At 68.3% G+C, this 18,863-nt stretch carries 13 protein-coding genes and 1 pseudogene; 8 read left to right on the top strand and 6 right to left on the bottom strand.

The genetic code is table 11. The features are described from left to right. Positions 1-40 precede the first annotated feature (40 nt). From AC27L4_RS07265 to AC27L4_RS07280, 4 genes are all read left to right on the top strand, one after another. The gene (locus AC27L4_RS07265) at positions 41-961 is read left to right on the top strand and encodes a carbohydrate ABC transporter permease (RefSeq protein WP_487141411.1); all 921 of its coding nucleotides are present in this window, start codon (positions 41-43) and stop codon (positions 959-961) included. A gap of 7 nt (positions 962-968) precedes the next feature. Further along, positions 969-1,811, top strand: a complete 843-nt coding sequence (locus tag AC27L4_RS07270; RefSeq protein ID WP_487141412.1) for a carbohydrate ABC transporter permease — start codon at positions 969-971, stop codon at positions 1,809-1,811. A gap of 5 nt (positions 1,812-1,816) precedes the next feature. Then, positions 1,817-2,887, top strand: coding sequence for an ABC transporter ATP-binding protein (locus tag AC27L4_RS07275; RefSeq protein WP_487141414.1), 1,071 nt, complete (start codon positions 1,817-1,819; stop codon positions 2,885-2,887). A gap of 257 nt (positions 2,888-3,144) precedes the next feature. Next, positions 3,145-5,481, top strand: coding sequence for a putative bifunctional diguanylate cyclase/phosphodiesterase (locus AC27L4_RS07280; RefSeq protein WP_487141415.1), 2,337 nt, complete (start codon positions 3,145-3,147; stop codon positions 5,479-5,481). A 12-nt stretch (positions 5,482-5,493) separates the two neighbouring features. Here the strand turns inward: AC27L4_RS07280 and AC27L4_RS07285 are convergent, their stop codons facing one another. The 3 genes from AC27L4_RS07285 to rpsO all read right to left on the bottom strand — a co-directional run bounded on the left by AC27L4_RS07285 (position 5,494) and on the right by rpsO (position 9,449). Beyond that, on the bottom strand, positions 5,494-6,438 hold the full coding sequence (locus AC27L4_RS07285; RefSeq protein ID WP_487141416.1) for a crotonase/enoyl-CoA hydratase family protein: 945 nt from the start codon (positions 6,436-6,438) through the stop codon (positions 5,494-5,496). Positions 6,439-6,814: 376 nt separating this feature from the next. Next, a complete protein-coding gene (gene pnp, locus AC27L4_RS07290; protein WP_487141417.1) occupies positions 6,815-8,953 on the bottom strand; it encodes a polyribonucleotide nucleotidyltransferase in 2,139 nt (712 codons plus the stop codon). A 226-nt stretch (positions 8,954-9,179) separates the two neighbouring features. Beyond that, positions 9,180-9,449, bottom strand: coding sequence for a 30S ribosomal protein S15 (gene rpsO / locus AC27L4_RS07295; RefSeq protein WP_487141419.1), 270 nt, complete (start codon positions 9,447-9,449; stop codon positions 9,180-9,182). Between the two features lie 323 nt (positions 9,450-9,772). On the opposite strand from rpsO, the gene pheT reads away from it, so the two are divergent. Further along, positions 9,773-12,190: a phenylalanine--tRNA ligase subunit beta gene (pheT, locus tag AC27L4_RS07300; RefSeq protein WP_487141420.1), complete on the top strand. Its 2,418-nt coding sequence runs from the start codon at positions 9,773-9,775 to the stop codon at positions 12,188-12,190. Positions 12,191-12,340: 150 nt separating this feature from the next. Further along, on the top strand, positions 12,341-13,441 hold the full coding sequence (locus AC27L4_RS07305; protein WP_487141422.1) for an acyltransferase family protein: 1,101 nt from the start codon (positions 12,341-12,343) through the stop codon (positions 13,439-13,441). A gap of 21 nt (positions 13,442-13,462) precedes the next feature. On the opposite strand, the gene gstA is transcribed toward AC27L4_RS07305, so the two are convergent. Both gstA and AC27L4_RS07315 read right to left on the bottom strand, forming a co-directional pair. Continuing rightward, entirely contained in the window at positions 13,463-14,089 is a 627-nt protein-coding gene (gstA, locus tag AC27L4_RS07310) for a glutathione transferase GstA (RefSeq protein ID WP_487141424.1), read from the bottom strand. Between the two features lie 210 nt (positions 14,090-14,299). Then, positions 14,300-15,058 (bottom strand): annotated as a pseudogene (locus AC27L4_RS07315) (C40 family peptidase); the annotation flags it as partial. Positions 15,059-15,223: 165 nt separating this feature from the next. Here AC27L4_RS07315 and AC27L4_RS07320 point away from each other — a divergent pair. Beyond that, the gene (locus tag AC27L4_RS07320; RefSeq protein ID WP_487141426.1) at positions 15,224-16,024 is read left to right on the top strand and encodes an undecaprenyl-diphosphate phosphatase; all 801 of its coding nucleotides are present in this window, start codon (positions 15,224-15,226) and stop codon (positions 16,022-16,024) included. A gap of 240 nt (positions 16,025-16,264) precedes the next feature. Here AC27L4_RS07320 and AC27L4_RS07325 read toward each other — a convergent pair whose 3' ends face one another. Further along, positions 16,265-17,233, bottom strand: a complete 969-nt coding sequence (locus tag AC27L4_RS07325) for a complex I NDUFA9 subunit family protein (protein ID WP_487141427.1) — start codon at positions 17,231-17,233, stop codon at positions 16,265-16,267. Positions 17,234-17,480: 247 nt separating this feature from the next. On the opposite strand from AC27L4_RS07325, the gene AC27L4_RS07330 reads away from it, so the two are divergent. Then, positions 17,481-18,806 (top strand): ActS/PrrB/RegB family redox-sensitive histidine kinase, encoded by a 1,326-nt coding sequence (locus tag AC27L4_RS07330; RefSeq protein ID WP_487141429.1) that lies wholly within the window; start codon positions 17,481-17,483, stop codon positions 18,804-18,806. Positions 18,807-18,863: the final 57 nt, after the last annotated feature.

Below are 18,863 nucleotides of genomic sequence, written 5' to 3' on the forward strand. Positions count from 1 at the left end.
CCGCGCCACAACCGCCGTCACATCGACAGAGGATCACGGGATGGCCGTCGAGGCACTCAGCATCGGAACGAGGCGGCGGCGCCGCTTCATGCTCGCCGTCGAGCCCTACCTCTACACGGCCCCTTCCGTGTTCCTGATCGCGACGATCATGCTGGTGCCGCTGGTCATCGGCCTGTCCTATGCCTTCCGCGACATCCAGCTGCTGAACCCGTTCAGCGGCGGCTTCGTCGGCATGGCCAACTTCAGAACCCTCTGGGCCGACGCCAATTTCTGGAACGCGCTGCGCAACACCTTCGTGTGGACGGTGGCCGCGGTGCTGCTGCAGTTCGTCTTCGGCCTGATCCTGGCGCTGCTGCTCAACCGGCCCTTCCCCGGCCGCGGCATCGTCCAGGCCCTGGTCTTCCTGCCCTGGGCGGTGCCGACCTTCCTGTCGGGCCTCAACTGGGCCTGGCTGTTCAACCCGGTGGTCGGCCCGCTGCCGCACTGGGCCCATGCCCTCGGCCTGATGGCGTCGCCCGACAACATCCTGTCCGATCCGCGCACAGCCCTGTGGGGCCCGATCATCGCCTGCGTCTGGTGGGGCATCCCCTTCTTCGCCATCACCCTGCTGGCGGCGCTGCAGTCGATCCCCAAGGACATCTACGAGGCGGCAGAGATCGACGGCGCCTCCTCCTTCGAGCGCTTCCGCTCGATCACCGTGCCGTTCCTGGCTCCCACCGTCGCCATCACCGTGATGCTGCGCACGGTGTGGATCGCCAACTCGGCCGACCTGATCGTGGTGATGACCAAGGGCGGCCCGGCCGATTCCTCCCAGATCGTCGCCAGCTACATCTTCACCCAGGCCTTCCAGCGCCTCGACTTCGGCTATGCCTCGGCCATCGCCGCGGTCCTCCTGGTGCTGCTGCTCGCCTATGCCTTCCTGCTGGTGGCGCTGCGCCAGCTTCTCGTCAAAGCCGGTTGAGGGCGCCATGCGAGGATCCTCTCGAAAGCGCGCAGCCCTGTGGACGCTGCATTACGTCGCCATCGGCTGCTATGTCCTGTTCGCCCTGTTCCCGCTCTACTGGCTGTTCAAGGTGTCGGTGACGCCCAATGAGCTGCTCTACAGCGAGGGCGTGCGCATGTGGCCGTCGCAGGCGGGGCTGGAGCATTACACCTCGGTGCTCCGGCATTCGGACTTCCCGCTGTTCTTCCGCAACAGCCTGATCGTCTCCGGCGTCACGGCCGTCGTCACCACCCTGATCGCCGCCGGCGCGGGCTACGCCTTCTCGCGCTTCGTCTTCGGCGGCAAGTTCTGGCTGATCGGACTGATGCTGGTGACGCAGATGTTCCCGCTGGTGATGATCATCGCCCCGATCTTCAAGCTGTTCGCCCCGCTCGGCCTCACCAACAGCCTCACCGGCCTGATCATCATCTACGTCGCCTACAACGTGCCCTTCGCCGCCTTCCTGATGCAGTCCTTCTTCGACGGCATCCCCAAGGAGCTGGAGGAGGCCGCGATGATCGACGGGGCGACGCGCCTCAAGGCGGTGCTGCAGATCATCCTGCCCCTGACGCTGCCGGGCCTGGCGGCGACGCTGGGCTTCGTCTTCACCGCGGCCTGGAGCGAGCTGCTCTTCGCCCTGATGCTGAACTCGGCCCAGGCCGCGACCACCTTCCCGGTCGGCCTCCTGTCCTTCGTGTCGAAATTCTCGGTCGACTTCGGGCAGATGATGGCGGCGAGCGTCCTCGCCCTCATCCCGGCCTGCGCCTTCTTCTTCCTCATCCAGCGCTATCTCGTGCAGGGCCTCACGGCCGGCGCGGTCAAGGGGTAATCGCCATGGCCTCCATCGACATCCGCGGCGTGCAAAAGAGCTTCGGCAGCGTCTCGATCCTCAAGGGCATCGATCTCGCCATCGCCTCCGGCGAATTCGTGGTGCTGGTCGGTCCCTCCGGTTGCGGCAAGTCGACGCTGCTGCGCCTGATCGCCGGGCTGGAGGACATGACCGCCGGCGAGATCAGCATCGGCGGCACCGTGGTCAACGACCTCGCGCCGAAAGACCGCGACATCGCCATGGTCTTCCAGTCCTACGCGCTCTACCCGCATATGAGCGTGCGCGACAACATGAGCTACAGCCTCAAGCTGAAGAAGACGCCGCGAGAGCGCATCGCCGAGGCGGTGGGCCGGGCCGGAGCCAAGCTCGGCCTGGACGCGCTGCAGGAGCGCAAGCCGCGCCAGCTTTCCGGCGGCCAGCGCCAGCGCGTCGCCATGGGCCGCGCCATCGTGCGCAAGCCCAAGGCCTTCCTGTTCGACGAGCCGCTGTCCAACCTTGACGCCCGTCTGCGCGAGCAGATGCGCTTCGAGATCAAGAAGCTGCACCGCGACCTCGGCGCGACCTCGGTCTACGTCACCCACGACCAGATCGAGGCCATGACCATGGCCGACCGCATCGTCGCCATGAATGGCGGCGTCATCCAGCAGGTCGGCACGCCGCTGCAGCTCTATGACGACCCGGCCAACATGTTCGTCGCCGGCTTCATCGGCTCGCCGGCCATGAACTTCCTGCAAGGCCAGGCGGTCGCGGCGCAGGGACGGCTCGAGGTCCGGATCGGCGATGCCCTGCTCGCCGTCCTGCCGCCGGTCGCGGCTCTGCCGGCCGACGGCCGCGTCGTCGTCGGCATCCGCCCCGAGCGCATCGCACTCGGCACCGGCGAGGTCTCGGCCCGAGCCGACCTGATCGAGCCGACAGGCCTTGGCACGGTGCTGCACCTCCAGGTCGCCGGACAGGACATGAAGAGCTTCACCACCGACCGGCCGGCGCTGCGCGTCGGCGACCGGATCACGATCGGCGTGGCGCCCGGCGACGTCCGCCTGTTCCATCCCGAGACCGGCGCCCGGCTCGGCGCCTGAACCGGCGGCGACGTGCAGCGGCCGCGGCGCCCTCGGGCGCGCCGCGGCCATTGCGCATCGGCGCCGCCCTTTGTTATCGTTTCGGGAAGCGCTTTCCCGCCACCCCGCTTGCGAGGCAGGAACCCGTCGTACCCCAGTCGATGTTCGTGCGTTTCTGCGTCCTGTTCCCATAAAATTTTCTTCAATGGGAAGAGAAGACGTTCAGGGCTCCCCTGTTATCGTTTCGACGTTCGACAAGAAGGCAACGCACGCGTTCCATGGCTCTGCTGATCCGCAAACTGCTCGACGTCAGGAAGGCGGATGCCAAGCTTCCTGACGACGTGCGGATGGCGCTGGTGGACTCCCTCTACGCTCCGTTCGCCTCGCTGGTGGTCGGGGCCGTCGCCGGCGGCCTGGTCGGCGCGATGGTGTCGTACCGATCCGAGAACATCTGGCTGACCCTCTGCTCGACGGCGATCTTCCTGGTCGGCCTCGCCCGCATCCTGTCCGCCATCGCCTATCGCACGCGGCGCGACCCGGAGCTTGTGCAAACGGCCTATCGCTGGGAACGGGTCTACGAGCTCGGTGCCTGGTCCTATGCCGGCTTGCTCGGACTGCAGTGCCTGCTCGCGGTGCTGCTGACCGACGATCCGGCCTTGCACCTGGTGGTGGCGACGATGTCGGTGGGCTATGCCGCCGGCATCACCGGACGCAATGCCGGCCGTCCCTACATCGCCGTGGCCCAGCTGACGCTGGCGGCGGTGCCGCTGTCGATCGGGCTCTACATGAACGGCGGCACGATGCAGAACACCCTCGCCACGGTGTTGCTGCTGTTCATCTACGGCATGGTCGACATCACCCTCAGCATCCGCGACATCATCGTCCAGGCTCTGGTGACCACGCGCGACAAGGCCGAGCTCGCCGGCCGCTACCGCGAGCAGGCCAACCGCTTCGACGCCGCCCTCACCAACATGTCGCACGGCCTGTGCATGTTCGACCGAGACGGGCGCCTGGCGGTGTGGAACGAACGCTTCCTGGAGGTCACCGGCCTTCCGGCCGACGACATCCGCGCCGGCGCCTCGGCCCACGAGCTGCTGCAGATCGCCATCCGCAGCGGACGTCATTCCCGCGCCGTGGCACGGCGCGTCTTCGGCAAGCTGGTCCGCGAGGTTGCCGGCGGCCATGTCGGCCAGACGGAGGCCGGACTGACCGACGGTCGGACCATCCTCCTGTCCCAGCGCGCCATGCCGGAAGGCGGCTCGGTGGTAATCTTCGAGGATATCACCGCCCGCAAGGAGGCCGAGCGGATCGTCTCGCGCATGGCGCGCTACGACGAGCTCACCGGCCTCGCCAACCGGCGCACCTTCCACCAGCACATGGACAATGCGCTGGCGCATCTGCGCGGCGGCCCGGACCGGCTCGCCATCCATTGGATCGACCTCGACCGCTTCAAGTCGGTCAACGACACGCTGGGCCACCCTGTCGGCGACGGGCTGCTGCGCGCCGTGGCCGAGCGCCTTCGCGACTCGGTTCGCGAGACCGACGTCGTCGCCCGCTTCGGCGGCGACGAATTCGTCATCATGCAATACCCGATCCGCCGCAGCGAGGATGCCTCGCGCCTCGCCAGGCGGCTGATGGAGACCCTGTCCGAGCGCTTCGAGATCGAGGGACACCATCTGGAGATCAGCGCCTCGGCCGGCATCGCCCTGGCGCCGCGCGACGGCTCCGACACCGACCGGCTGCTCAAGAACGCCGACCTCGCCCTCTATCGCGCCAAGGCCGACGGGCGCGGCGCCTTTCGCCTGTTCGAGCCGAGCATGGATGCCGGCGCGCAGGAGCGGCGTGCCCTGGAGCTGGACCTGCGGCATGCCTGGGAGCGCGGCGAGTTCGAGCTGCACTACCAGCCCCTGGTCGACCTGGCGAACCGGCGGATCGCCGGCTGCGAGGCGCTGGTGCGCTGGCAGCACCCGGTGCGCGGCTGGATCTCGCCGCTGGAGTTCATCCCCATCGCCGAGGAGACGGGCCTGATCGTCGCGCTCGGCGAATGGGTGCTCAACCAGGCCTGCGTCGAGGCGACGGCCTGGCCCAAGCACACGCGCCTCGCCGTCAACCTGTCGCCGGTGCAGTTCAAGAACCGCAGCTTCGGCAGCACCGTCGTCACCGCGCTCGCCAAGTCCGGCCTGCCGGCCAGCCGCCTGGAGCTGGAAGTGACGGAGATGGTGCTGATCCAGGACAGCGCCCTCACCCTCGCCACCATGAAGCAGCTCAAGCAGCTGGGCGTGCGCCTGTCCCTCGACGATTTCGGGACCGGCTATTCCTCGCTGAGCTATCTGCGCAAATACCCGTTCGAGAAGATCAAGATCGACAGTTCCTTCGTCAAGGACATCGGCCATGACGCCGGCTCCGCGGCCATCGTCCGCGCGGTGGCCAGCCTCGGCCGCGACCTCGGCCTGACCATCCTGGTCGAGGGCATCGAGACGACGGAACAGTATGAGCGGGTCAAGACCGAGGGCTGCACCGAGGGCCAGGGCTACCTGTTCGGGCGGCCGATGCCCTCGCGCGAAATCCGCGAGGTGCTGGCCAACGAGGCGCGGCGCGTCAAGCTGGTCGCCTGAGCCGGCCGCGCGCTACTTCTCGGTCATCGTCGCCAGCCCGATCAGGCGGTCCTGCGCCGCCACCAGGCGCTTCATCACCTTCAGATCCTGCTCGCGCAGCCGCAGCGCCGTGTCGGCCCAGATCTCGACGATGTCGTCGAGCTCCTGCAGCGTGATCGGGTTGACCGTCTGGGAGGCGCGGTAGATCGCCTGGTGCCCGGCGTGGCGGCGGGTGTGCATGGCGATATAGTCCTTGACCGCCGCGACGCCCTCCCCCGGCTCGGCCAGCACATGGACGATGCCCATCTGGTGCATCTCCTCGGCCGTGTAGATGTTGCCGCTGAGGATCATCCGCTCGGCCTGGGCCGCCCCGAGCCGGCGGGTCAGGAAGCAATGGGCGCCCATGCCCGGGAACAGGCCGAACACGGTTTCCGGCAGGCCGAACTTCGAGCCCTTTTCGGCGACGACCACGTTGAACGACAGCAGCGATTCGAAGCCGCCGCCGAGCGCGTCGCCCTGTACCAGGCCGATGGTGACGACCGGCAGGTCGAGCGTCCGCATGTTGCGGTGCAGGATACGCACGCAGGACTGGCCGTAGCGCACCAGCGCTTCGCGATCGCGCTGCAGGATGCGGTCGGCGAAGAGGCTGAGGTCGCCGCCCAGGCAGAAGACGCGCGGAAAATGCGACCCCAGCACGAGGTAGCGCAGCGCCTGCTCGCCTCCGCCATAGGTCTCGACGATCCCGTCCTGCCAGTCGTGGAAGTCCTGCAGCATGGACGGATTGTAGCTGGGCCGCCCCTCCGGCCGCATGAAGGTCCACAGCGTCGCTGCCGCGGCATCGAAGGAGACCTCGAGCTGCCGGAGATTGAACAGGTCGCGCTTGCCGACCGGCGGCCGTCGCTCCTGCCCACGCCGACGCTCGCCGGCAACAGCCTGGGTACGCACAGGCGGGGGCAACACGACCCGCGGGACCGACATCACACTATGGCCTCGTTTACTAGATGTAGACCATACCAGTCGGGCGCTGCCTGCGCTATCGCGCGGCCCGCCACGGTCGTGGCCGTGGCCGTGTATTGGCCGGCAAAATGCCCCCGGATCGCGCGATTTTATCCCGATTTTGCCCGGCTTAGCCGAGTTTCATTCAAATTTTCAGACATTTTAACTATAATCTTATGAAATTACCGCGAATTCGGATGAACCAGAGGTTTGCCAACCGGGAGACGTTCCAACTCAGCGGATTCAACCAAGGATATGAACGACAAGCGCCCGGGCCTTCAGCGAAGGCCCGGGCGCGCATAGAAAAAGGGCGGCCCGAAGGCCGCCCGCTGTCGTTCGTCGCGATGGCCGGCGGGACTTACTCGGCCGCCTGGCCCTCGGACTTCTTTTCCAGATCCTCGCCGGTCTTCTGGTCGACGACCTTCATGGACAGGCGCACCTTGCCGCGCTCGTCGAAGCCGAGCAGCTTGACCTTGACCTTGTCGCCTTCCTTGACCACGTCCGTGACCTTGTTGACGCGGCTGGCGGCAAGCTGGGAGATGTGAACCAGGCCGTCCTTGGCGCCGAAGAAGTTGACGAAGGCGCCGAAGTCCGTGGTCTTCACCACCGTGCCGTCATAGATCATGTTCAGCTCCGGCTCGGAGGCGATCGACTTGATCCAGTTGATCGCCGCCTTGATCGCCGTGCCCGAGGCCGAGGCGATCTTCACCGTGCCGTCGTCCTCGATGTTGACCTTGGCGCCGGTCTTCTCGACGATCTCGCGGATCACCTTGCCGCCGGACCCGATCACTTCCCGGATCTTGTCGACCGGGATCTGGATCACCTCGATGCGCGGCGCATGCTCGCCGAGCTCGGCGCGCGCGCCGGTCAAGGCCTTGGCCATCTCGCCGAGGATGTGCAGGCGCCCGTCCTTGGCCTGGTCGAGGGCGACGCGCATGATCTCCTCGGTGATGCCGGCGATCTTGATGTCCATCTGCAGCGAGGTGACGCCGTTCTGCGTGCCCGCCACCTTGAAGTCCATGTCGCCGAGATGATCCTCGTCGCCGAGGATGTCGGAGAGCACCGCGAAGCGCTCGCCTTCCAGGATCAGGCCCATGGCGATGCCGGCGACCGGCGCGCGCAGCGGCACGCCCGCATCCATCAGCGCCAGCGAGGTGCCGCACACCGTCGCCATCGACGAGGAGCCGTTCGACTCCGTGATCTCGGAGACGACGCGGATGGTGTAGGGGAACTCGTGCGCCGGCGGCAGCATCGGCCGGATGGCGCGCCAGGCGAGCTTGCCGTGGCCGATCTCGCGGCGGCCGGGCGAACCCATGCGGCCGGCCTCGCCGACCGAGTAGGGCGGGAAGTTGTAATGGAGCATGAAGCGCTCCTTGTACGTCCCCTCCAGGCTGTCGACATACTGCTCGTCCTCGCCGGTGCCGAGGGTCGCCACGGCCAGGGCCTGCGTCTCGCCGCGGGTGAACAGGGCCGAGCCGTGGGTGCGCGGCAGGAAGCCGGCTTCAGCCACGATCGGGCGCACGGTCTTGACGTCGCGGCCGTCGATGCGCACGCCCTTGTCGAGGATGTTCCAGCGCACGACCTTGGCCTGCAGGTCGTGGAAGACCTCGCCGATCTCCTGCTTGGAGAAGGTCGGGTTCTCGACGCCCTCGGGCAGGAAATGCGCGGCGACCTTGGCCTTGGCCGCGTCGACGGCGGCGTAGCGCTCCTGCTTGGCGGTGATCGAGTAGGCGGCGCGCAGATCGTCCTCGATCAGGGCCAGCACCGCCTTCTCCGCGGCCGAATGGTCGGCCGGCTGGAAATCGCGCGGCTCCTTGGCGGCCTTCTCGGCCAGGCGGATGATCGCCTCGATCACCGGCTGGAAGCCGCGATGGCCGAACATGACCGCCTCGAGCATGGTCTGCTCGGACAATTCCTTGGCTTCCGATTCCACCATCAGCACGGCGTCGGCGGTGCCGGCGACCACGAGCTCGAGCGAGGATTCCTTCATCTCGTCGATGGTCGGGTTGAGCTTGAGCTCGCCGTTGATGTAGCCGACGCTGGCGCCGCCGATCGGCCCCATGAACGGCACGCCCGACAGGGTCAGCGCCGCGGAGGCAGCGACCATCGACAGGGCGTCGGTGTCGTTGACGAGGTCGTGCGAGAGCACGGTGATGATCACCTGTGTCTCGTTGCGATAGCCATCCACGAAAAGCGGACGGATCGGCCGGTCGATCAGGCGGGAGATCAGCGTCTCACGCTCGGAGGGGCGGCCCTCACGCTTGAAGTAGCCGCCGGGAATGCGGCCCGCCGCGAAGGCCTTTTCCTGGTAGTTGACGGTCAGGGGGAAGAAGTCGAGGCCGGGTTTGGGTTGCTTGGCAGAGACGACCGTGGCGAGCACGGTGGTCTCGCCATAGGTGGCGAGGACCGCGCCGTCGGCCTGGCGGGCGACTTTGCCGGTCTCGAGGGTGAGCTTGCGGCCGGCCCAGTCGAGTTCTTCGCGATATATGGTGAACATCTGATCATCCTGTCGATTGGCGTCGACCGGACGCGCCTGGCCGTTCATACGGCAGGGCCCAACGCAACAAAGCCATGCGCAAGACGGCGCGACGCGCCCCCGGACCGCGAAGGGGTTCCGAGAGTTGCGTCCCGCGATCCTGCCATGGCATGCCGCGCGTCCGGTCGGATAGAAGACGGGGCGGCCCCATGCCGCCACGCCCGGTTGTCTTTGGAAAGGCCGTCGATCAACGACGAATGCCGAGCCGCTCGATGACCGCCTTGTAGCGGCCCTCGTCGCGGGACTTCAGGTAGTCCAGGAGCGAGCGGCGCAGGGCCACCAGCTTCAGCAGGCCGCGCCGCGAGTGGTTGTCCTTCGTATGGGTCTTGAAATGGCCCGTAAGGTTGACGATCCGCTCGGTGAGGATGGCAACCTGCACCTCGGGCGAACCCGTATCGCCCGGCTTGGCGCCGAACTCCTTGATGAGCGCGTCCTTGCGCTCGGCCGTGATCGACATCGGGAAGTCCTTTCAAAAGCACGCCGCCGCGCCGGGCGCGGGGCGAAGGTCCGTCTTGCGACGAGGGAACGGATGGGAAATCCGTGTACCGTCTTTCACGTCGGCCCGGCCGGGATGTCGTCCAGGAGGGTCAGCGGAAGCGGGGTCTAGGCCGGGCACATCGCCAAGCTGGCGGGCCTATAGTCGAAAATATCGGGAAAAGCTAGTGGAAAGAGAGGGCTCTCGCCAGCCTGCGATGGCTGGCACGCGCCAGCATCCCTTTGCATCTGTCTTCCCAACGCGCTATCGGCTGGCGCAACCCATTTCCGAACCTGGCCCGACCGATGAAATTCACGCTTTCCTGGCTGAAGGACCACCTCGACACCGACGCCTCGCTGGAGTCCGTCGTCGAGACGCTGACGCGCATCGGGCTGGAGGTCGAGCGGGTCGAGGACCGGGCCAAGGCGCTCGGCGCCTTCACCATCGCCTACGTCGTCTCGGCCGAGCAGCATCCCAATGCCGACAAGCTCAGGGTCTGCATGGTCGACACCGGCTCGGGCGATCCGGTGCAGGTGGTCTGCGGCGCTCCCAATGCCCGCACCGGCATGAAGTCGGTGTTCTCGCCGCCCGGCACTTACATTCCCGGCAAGGACATCACGCTCGGCATCGGCTCGATCCGTGGCGTCGAGAGCCGCGGCATGCTGTGCTCAGGCGCCGAGCTGGAGATCTCCAACGACCATGACGGCATCATCGACCTGCCGGCCGACGCGCCGGTCGGCGCCGCCTATGCCGCCTGGGCCGGCCTCGACGACCCGCTGATCGAGATCAACCTGACGCCGAACCGGCCGGACTGCACCGGTGTCGCCGGCATCGCCCGCGACCTCGCCGCCGCCGGCCTCGGCACGCTGAAGACCCCGCCGGTGGCCGCCATCCCCGGCGAGGGGCCCTGCCCGGTCGCGGTCAGCCTCGATTTCGGCGACACGCCGCCGCTCTGCCCGGCCTTCGCTCTGCGCCTGGTGCGCGGGGTGAGGAACGGCCCCTCGCCGGACTGGATGCAGCGCCGCCTCACGGCCATCGGTCTGAGGCCGATCAACGCCCTGGTCGACATCACCAATTACGTCACCTTCGACCGCGGCCGGCCGCTGCACGTGTTCGACGCCGCCAAGGTCGCCGGGAACCTGGTCGTGCGCCGCGCCCGGGCCGGCGAGAGCATCCTGGCCCTCGACGGCCGGACCTATGCGCTCGACGACAGCATGTGCGTCATCGCCGACGACGACGGCGTCGAATCCATCGCCGGCATCATGGGCGGCGAGCATTCCGGCTGCGACGCCGGCACCACCGACGTGCTGATCGAATCGGCGCTGTGGGAGCCGCTCAACGTCGCCCGCACCGGCCGCTCGCTCGGCATCAACACCGATGCGCGCTACCGCTTCGAGCGCGGCGCCGACCCGGCCTTCACCGTCCCGGGCCTGCACCTGGCGACGGCGCTGGTGCTGGAGCTGTGCGGCGGCACGCCGACCGCGGTGACGCTGGCCGGCGCCGTGCCCGGCCGGGCCGGGCCGATCGCCCTCCCCGCCGGCGAGGTCGCCCGCCTCACCGGCCTCGACACCTCCGCCGCCGACATCCGGCGCATCCTCGCCTCGCTCGGCTTCGAGATCGCGGATGCCGACGCCGGCCTGGCGGTGACGCCGCCGACCTGGCGGCCGGACGTGCACGGCAAGGCCGATCTCGTCGAGGAGGTGATGCGCATCGTCGGGGTCGACACCATCCCGGTGACGCCGCTGCCGCGCGCCCCCCATGTCCCGGCCCCGGTGCTGACCCCGATCCAGAAGCGTACGCGCCTGGCCAAGCGGGCGCTGGCCGCCCGCGGCCTGATGGAGGGCGTCACCTGGTCCTTCATCTCCAGGGCGCAGGCCGTGCTGTTCGGCGGCGGCCAGCCGGAGCTGGCGCTCGCCAATCCGATCGCCGCCGACCTCTCCGACATGCGGCCGAGCCTGATCCCGGGCCTGGTCGCGGCCACCCAGCGCAATGCCGACCGCGGCAATGGCGACGTCGCCCTGTTCGAGGTCGGGCAGGTCTTCCGCGGCGACAAGCCGGAGGACCAGAAGATCGCCGCCACGGGCGTGCGCCGCGGCCTCGCCCGGCCCGGCGGCAGCGGCCGCCACTGGTCCGCCCCGGCGGCGCCCGCCGGCGTCTTCGACGCCAAGCAGGACGCGCTGGCGCTGCTGGCCGCTCTCGGCGCGCCCGTCGACAAGCTGCAGATCGTCCCGGGCGGCCCGGCCTGGTTCCACCCCGGCCGCTCCGGCACCATCCAGCTCGGTCCGCAGACCGTGATCGGCTGGTTCGGGGAACTGCATCCCGCCGCGCTGGAAGGGCTCGACGCCGCAGGGCCCCTCGCCGCCTTCGAGGTGATCCTCGACCAGATCCCGCTCGCCAAGCCCAAGCCGACCAAGACCAGGGGTGCGCTGGAGATCTCGCCCTTCCAGCCGGTGACGCGCGACTTCGCCTTCGTGGTCGACCGTTCGGTCAAGGCCGCCGACATCGTCAAGGCGGCGCAGGCCGCCGACAAGAAGCTGGTGGCCGGCATCGACGTCTTCGACATCTACGAAGGCAAGGGCATCGAGCCCGACCGCAAGTCGGTCGCCGTGGAGGTGACGCTGCAGCCGCGCGAGAAGACCTTGACCGACGCCGAGATCGAGGCCGTCGCCGGCCGGATCGTCGCGGAGGTCGCCAGGAAGACCGGCGCGACGCTGCGGGGCTGACGCGGCGGTTCCGGCCGCGCGTCAACCCTTCGTTCACCCTGATCGCCGAAACCGCGCGATTCCGGCCCGGCGCCGCGCGGTTCCGGTGCAGCGCTTGCGACCGCGTTGACATTTTGGGCCCTATCGTCCCTCACTGGGACAGGAGCTGAGATGAGCACGGCAAGCGGCGGCACGGGTGTCCCCGTCGGGGATGAGGGGCGGGTTCCTTGGGTGGACTACGCCAAGGGCATCTGCATCATCATGGTGGTGATGATGCACACCACGCTCGGCGTCGAGAAGGCCGCCGGGGAGGTGAGCTGGCTCAACGCGGCCATCGAGTTCGCCAGGCCCTTCCGCATGCCCGACTTCTTCATGATCTCGGGCCTGTTCCTGGCCAGGGTCATCGGCCGCGACTGGCGCACCTATCTCGACCGCAAGGTGGTGCATTTCCTCTATTTCTACGTCCTGTGGGCCCTGATCCAGTGGGCCATGAAGGACATCTATCCCGCCTATGCCGCCGGCAACCTCGCCGCCGCCGGCTGGGATCTCCTGGCCATGGTCTGGGATCCGCCCGGCACGCTGTGGTTCATCTACATGCTGCCGATCTTCTTCGTGCTGACCAAGCTCGCCCGCCCCCTGCCGCCGGCCCTGGTGCTCGGCGCCGCGGCGCTGCTGCAGGTGGTGCCGCGCGACACGGCCTGGCTGGAAGCCTCCGGCCTGTTCATGATCAACGAGTTCTGTGAACGCCTGGTGTTCTTCCTGGTCGGCTACTACGCCGCGCCCCAGGTCTTCCGCTTCGCCGAGGCCGTGGCGCGCCATCGCGGCCCGGCCCTCCTCGGCCTGGCCGCCTGGGCGCTGGTCAACGGCACCCTGGTGGCGATGGGCATCGCCCATATGCCGGGGATCGGCCTCGTGCTCGGCCTCGCCGGCGCGGGTGCCGTGGTCGCCGTCGGCGTGCTGCTGTCGAGCATCGACTGGCTGGGGGCGCTGCGCCTGTGCGGCCAGCACTCGCTGGTGATCTATCTCGCCTTCTTCGTGCCCATGGCGATCCTGCGCACGGTCTTCCTCAAATTCGGCCTGATCGGCGACCTCGGCGTCCTGTCGCTGCTGATCACCGCGGTCTCGGTGGCGCTGCCGCTGCTGGTCTACTTCGCCATCCGGCGCACGCCGCTGCGCTTCCTGTTCGAGCGCCCCGCCTGGGCCTGGATCGCCCCCCGGCCGGCCCGCAAGGCCGCCCTGCAGGACAAGGCGGCCGTGGCGCCCGCGGCGTAGCCGGCCCCACGGCCGCCACGATCAAGCAGCGGCCTCCTTGGCCAGGCCCTCGCGCACCAGGGCAGCGTGCACGGCGGGGCGGGCGGCCACGCGCGCCATGTAGGCGGAGACGTGCGGCCAGCGCGCCAGGTCGACGCCGATGAAGTTCGACCAGTTCAGCACGACGAAGAGATAGGCGTCGGCCACGCTGAACCCGTCGCCGAGGATGAAGGCTCGGCCGTCGGAAAGGGCGCGCTCGATGTCGTCGATGCGCCGGCCGAGGCGGGCCTCGGCCTTCTCCCGGTCCGCTCCTTCCGGCTTTTGGCCACCGAAGAAGGGGGAATAGGCCTTGTGCAGTTCCGAAGCGATGAAATTCAGCCATTCCTGCAGGCGCACGCGCTCCAGCGTGCCGTTGGCCGGGGCCAGCGCCGCGCCCGGATGGCTGTCGGCGAGATATTGCAGGATCGCAGGGTTTTCGGTGATGACCGTGCCGTCGGCGAGTTCGAGGGCCGGGACATAGCCCTTGGGATTGATGGCACGATAGTCGGCGCCGGTCTCGGTCCGACCGGCGGCGGTGTCGACCTTGACCGCCTCATGGGGCAGGCCGAGCTCGGTCAGGATGATCCTGGACGAGAGCGAGCAGGCGCCCGGTTTGAAATAGAGCCGCATCGAGAAAACTCCTTCTTGGCAGTTGCCGGCCGGACTGTATGGAGCGGGGCCTCCATTGCCAACGCGGATTACGCCCGCTCCTGCGCTTTCCGGTTTCTCCGCGGTAACCGGTCTCCGGCCATGGGCCCGAAGCTCCGCAAGAGTCGCGACGCGCTGCGGGCGCCACGGCGCCATGCGCCTCGCCCCGCATGTCGTTGCGGCTCAGCTTTCCTCGGCGACCTGCGCGTCATCCCCGCCCCAGACCATGGCCTTGTAGTCGAAGCCACGCTCGATGGTCGGCTTGATCACGGCGAAATAGGGCGACAGGTCGAAGTCGCGCGGTGCGAACAGGGAATGATGCCGGATATGCAGGATCTCGCGGCGGGAATACTCGCTCGTGGTCTCCACCAGCGGCAGGATGGGGTAGCGCACGCTCTCGAAGGCCTGGGCGATCAGGGTGGAGCAGATGGTCCGCGTCGGCTCGCCCGACCCCATGGCGATCATCCGCCGTCGCCAACGTGTCGGCACCGGCAGGGGCACGAGATAGCGCATCATGTCGGTGATGTTCTTCACGTCGTAGTCGAGCCCGCGATGGGCGAGCATGTAGGCCACGACCCGGGCACGGTCCTGCACGTTGATCCCGATCGGCCGGCAGACGCGCACATGCGCCTCGCGATATTTCGACAGCGGCGCGGTGACGACGCCCTCGCCGAGATTGGCCTCGATCAGGACATGCTGCTCGCCATTCGCCTCGGCCCGGCCGGCCACCGGCCCGACATACATCGCCGCATGCGACCAGGTGGACTGGGTGAGGTATTTGATCACGGAAGAAACGCGGCTGTTGCCTTCGACCAGGATCACGTCGGCCGGCCTGAGCGAGAAAGCCAGGGCCTCGGCATCCGGCGGCGTCGAAGGCTGGTAGCCCTTGATGGGCTTGTCGAGCATTGCGGCAATCCTGCCGCCGATCCTGTCCAGGAACCGCTCCGACATCGCAATCCCGTGCCCGGCCCGAACATCCTCCGCCGAAACCCCGCCATGTTGACATGAATTCGTTTCGAATTTCGTGCAAGCCGGCACACAGCTTTGTTACGGCGTAAAGCAAAGCCCGGTATGCATGAGCGATACGATTCGACCGGACGGACGCGCGGAGCCTGCATGACCCTCTTCGACGTGGCAGAAGCCATCATCCTCGGCATCGTCGAGGGCCTGACCGAGTTCATCCCCGTCTCTTCCACCGGACATCTGCTGCTCGCCGCGCATTTCCTGCGCTTCGAGGGCAGCGCCAGCTTCGAGATCCTGATCCAGCTCGGCGCCATCCTGGCCCTGCTGGCGATCTATGCCGAACGCCTCTGGCGCATCGCCGTCGCCCTGCCCAGGGATCCGGAGGCACGGCACTTCGTCCTCGGCGTGCTGCTCGCCTTCCTGCCGGCGGCGGTCGTCGGCGCGCTGCTGCACGGCTTCATCAAGGAATATCTCTTCAACGTCGCCATCGTCTGCTACGCCCTGATCGCCGGCGGCCTGGTGCTGATCGCCGTCGACGAGATGCCGTTGCAGAAGCGCTTCGCCAACGCCTACGTCATGCCGCTGCCGGTCTACTTCAAGATCGGCCTGTTCCAGTGCCTGTCGATGATCCCGGGCGTGTCGCGATCGGGCGCCACCATTGTCGGCGCCATGCTGCTCGGCGCCGACAAACGCTCGGCGGCGGAATTCTCCTTCTTCCTGGCCATGCCGACCATGCTCGGCGCCTTCGTCTTCGACCTGGCCAAGAGCTACAAGACGATCAGCTTTACCGACGGCGGCCTGATCGCCGTCGGCTTCGTCGCCGCCTTCATTTCCGGCTGGTTCGTGGTCAAGACGCTGCTGGACTTCGTCTCCAAGCGCGGCCTTGCGGTGTTCGGCTGGTGGCGCATCGTCGTCGGCGTCCTCGGCCTGATCGCGCTCACCGTCTTCGGCTGAGGCGAAAGCAGGAAAGGGCGAAAGAACCTTCTCCGACGAAGGTCGGGAAGGCGCCCCGGCGCAGTCGGGGCGCAGTCCGCAAGGCTCGATCGCGAACAGAGCCGCACGACCGTCGTGCCGGCCGAGCACGGACTTGCGCCTGTCCGCCACACCCATCCGTCGCCGCTGCGGGAGAAGGCTTTTTCGCGCTCTTTCGCGGGTCGTACGGCGCGAGGGCGGCGGACGCCCCCGATCCCTGCCTCAGGCCGGCATCTTCTCGAACTGGCCGGCCTTGCGGAAACGCCACAGATAGGTCGGCACCTCGGCTTCGACCGAGGTCGCCACGATGCCGATGCCGTCCAGGGTACGCTTGTGCGCCGCCGCCTCCGCCGAGACGACGTTGTCGTGCCGCAGGAGCGTCACCTGGCCGGGGGTCAGCGGCGGGTTCGGCAGATATTGGGTGAAGCGCGAGAGCAGCCCCGCCAGGCCGAAAGGCAGCGGCGCCAGCAGGCGCGAGCGGTTCGTCACCTTCAGCACCAGTTCCAGGATCTGGCGGAAGCTCAGCACATCCGGGCCGCCGAGCTCATAGGTCGCGCCCGGCGCCAGCCGTCCGTCGACTCCGGTCGCGATCGCCTCGGCCACGTCGCCGACGAACACCGGCTGGAACTTCGTCTCCCCGCCGCCGACCAGCGGCAGCACCGGCGAAACCTGGGCCATGGCGGCGAAGCGGTTGAAGAAGTCGTCCTCCGGGCCGAAGACCACCGACGGACGCAGGATCGCCGCCTCCGGCATGGCGGCAAGCACCGCCTCCTCGCCCTTGGCCTTGCTCACGGCATAGCCGGCCGCCGAATGGCGATCGGCGCCGATCGCCGACATGTGCACCAGCGTGCCGATGCCGGCCGCCTTGGTCGCCCGCGCCACGGCGCCGGCGCCGAAGGCCTGGGTCGCCTCGAAGCTGTTGCGGCCGCGCTCGTGCATGATGCCGACGAGGTTGACCACGGCGACAGCGCCCTCGACCGCCGCCTCGATCGATTCCGGATAGCGCAGATTCGCCTGAACGGCATTGACCTGTCCGACGGCCCCCGCCGTCATCAGATAGCTCGCCAGATCCGGCCGCCGCACGGCAACGCGCACGCGATAGCCGCGCTGGACGAGCGAGCGCACCGCGTGGCGCCCGATGAAGCCCGATCCGCCGAACACCGTCACCAGCCGATCGCTGACCGCCACCATGCCGCTCACCTTCCAGAAGACCTCGATCCGATAGCGGCTTCCTTAGCGCGGGCGCGCGAAGCTGTATAGGGGCGGCACCCCGCTCGGGTCCCCCCGGCCTCCCGACCGGTATTTTCCGCCTGCCCCATGGGCGAAGCCCGGTTTTCTGCTTAGGGTTGGCGGCGGATCGGTGAATCGCCGCGGCGCTCCGGACGGGAAGACGGGGCCGCGCCGACTGCCGGTCGGCGATCGACGCCCAGGACGGACCATGCATCCCACGCACGCGACCGAAGCCGACTTCACCCTGCACACGCTGCGCCTCGGCACGCTGATCCGCCTGCGCTGGCTGGCGCTGATCGGCCAGGTCTCGGCCGTGCTGACCGTGCAATTCGGCCTCGGCTTCCCGCTGCCCCTGGCCGAATGCCTGGCGCTGATCGGCGCGTCGGCCGGGGTGAACGTTGTGCTGGGCATGCGCTATCCGGCGACGCAGCGCATGGACCCACCGCGCGCCGCCACCTTCCTGGCCTTCGACATCGTCCAGCTGGCGCTGCTGCTGTCCCTGACCGGCGGCCTGCAGAACCCGTTCGCCTTCCTGTTCCTCGCGCCGGTGCTGATCTCGGCGACGTCGCTGCCGCCGGTCCTGACCCTGGTGCTCGGCGCCCTGGCCGTGGCCTGCGCCACCGCGCTGATCCGCTGGCACCTGCCGCTGCCCTGGTACCCCGGCGAGACCCTGGATCTGCCGCTGCTGCTCGTCGTCGGCATGTGGTTCTCGGTGCTGCTCGGCATTGCCTTCATCAGCGTCTATGCCTGGCGCGTGGCGGAGGAAGGACGGCTCCTGTCGAACGCGCTCAGCGCCACGGAGCTGGCGCTTGCGCGCGAGCAGCACCTCTCCCAGCTCGACGGTCTGGCGGCCGCCGCCGCACACGAGCTCGGCACGCCGCTCGCCACCATCGCCCTCGTCGCCAAGGAGATGGAGGCGAGCATCGCCGGGCAGGGCGAGCTCGCCGACGACGTCCGCCTGCTGCGCAGCCAGGTGCAGCGCTGCCGCGAGATCCTCGGCAAGCTCTCCTCCCTCGGCCAGGAAGGCTCGGCGCCGTTCAGCCTGCTCGACCTTGCCCATATCATCGAGGACGTCGTCGCCCCCCATCGCGACTTCGGCATCGACATCAGCGTGGCGCTGGAGGGCGATCGCCGCAACGAGCCCGCCGCCGCGCGCAATGCCGGCCTGCTCTACGGCCTCGGCAACATCGTCGAGAATGCGGTGGACTTCGCCAGCAGCAGCGTCACCATCGCCGCGAACTGGAACGCGGACTTCGTCTCGATCGTCGTCGCCGATGACGGCCCGGGCTTTCCGGCCGACGTCATCGGCCGCCTGGGCGATCCCTACATCACCCGCCGGCGGCAACGCGCTCCCGGACAGCCCGGCGGCGGCCTCGGCCTCGGCTTCTTCATCGCCAAGACGCTGCTGGAGCGCTCCGGCGCGACCATCTCGCTGGCCAACCGCACGCTGCCCCAGACGGGTGCGACCGTCCGCCTGGAATGGCCGCGCAGCGAGTTCGAACGGCACAACACCCTCACCGAAGACCGGATCTGACCCTTGCCGATGTTTCCGCCGATGCCGTCGGCCGATCTTGCGTCTCTATGTCACAGT

Source organism: Labrys sp. Lb11 (assembly GCF_057554225.1).

Excerpts from the sequence above, each read along its gene's own strand:
- AC27L4_RS07280 (WP_487141415.1), top strand. The coding sequence starts at position 3,145 with ATGGCTCTGCTGATCCGCAAACTGCTCGACGTCAGGAAGGCGGATGCC.
- AC27L4_RS07265 (WP_487141411.1), top strand. The coding sequence starts at position 41 with ATGGCCGTCGAGGCACTCAGCATCGGAACGAGGCGGCGGCGCCGCTTC.
- AC27L4_RS07305 (WP_487141422.1), top strand. The coding sequence starts at position 12,341 with ATGAGCACGGCAAGCGGCGGCACGGGTGTCCCCGTCGGGGATGAGGGG.
- pnp (WP_487141417.1), bottom strand. The coding sequence starts at position 8,953 with ATGTTCACCATATATCGCGAAGAACTCGACTGGGCCGGCCGCAAGCTC.
- AC27L4_RS07320 (WP_487141426.1), top strand. The coding sequence starts at position 15,224 with ATGACCCTCTTCGACGTGGCAGAAGCCATCATCCTCGGCATCGTCGAG.
- AC27L4_RS07330 (WP_487141429.1), top strand. The coding sequence starts at position 17,481 with ATGCATCCCACGCACGCGACCGAAGCCGACTTCACCCTGCACACGCTG.
- AC27L4_RS07325 (WP_487141427.1), bottom strand. The coding sequence starts at position 17,233 with ATGGTGGCGGTCAGCGATCGGCTGGTGACGGTGTTCGGCGGATCGGGC.
- AC27L4_RS07270 (WP_487141412.1), top strand. The coding sequence starts at position 969 with ATGCGAGGATCCTCTCGAAAGCGCGCAGCCCTGTGGACGCTGCATTAC.
- rpsO (WP_487141419.1), bottom strand. The coding sequence starts at position 9,449 with ATGTCGATCACGGCCGAGCGCAAGGACGCGCTCATCAAGGAGTTCGGC.
- AC27L4_RS07285 (WP_487141416.1), bottom strand. The coding sequence starts at position 6,438 with ATGTCGGTCCCGCGGGTCGTGTTGCCCCCGCCTGTGCGTACCCAGGCT.
- AC27L4_RS07275 (WP_487141414.1), top strand. The coding sequence starts at position 1,817 with ATGGCCTCCATCGACATCCGCGGCGTGCAAAAGAGCTTCGGCAGCGTC.
- gstA (WP_487141424.1), bottom strand. The coding sequence starts at position 14,089 with ATGCGGCTCTATTTCAAACCGGGCGCCTGCTCGCTCTCGTCCAGGATC.
- pheT (WP_487141420.1), top strand. The coding sequence starts at position 9,773 with ATGAAATTCACGCTTTCCTGGCTGAAGGACCACCTCGACACCGACGCC.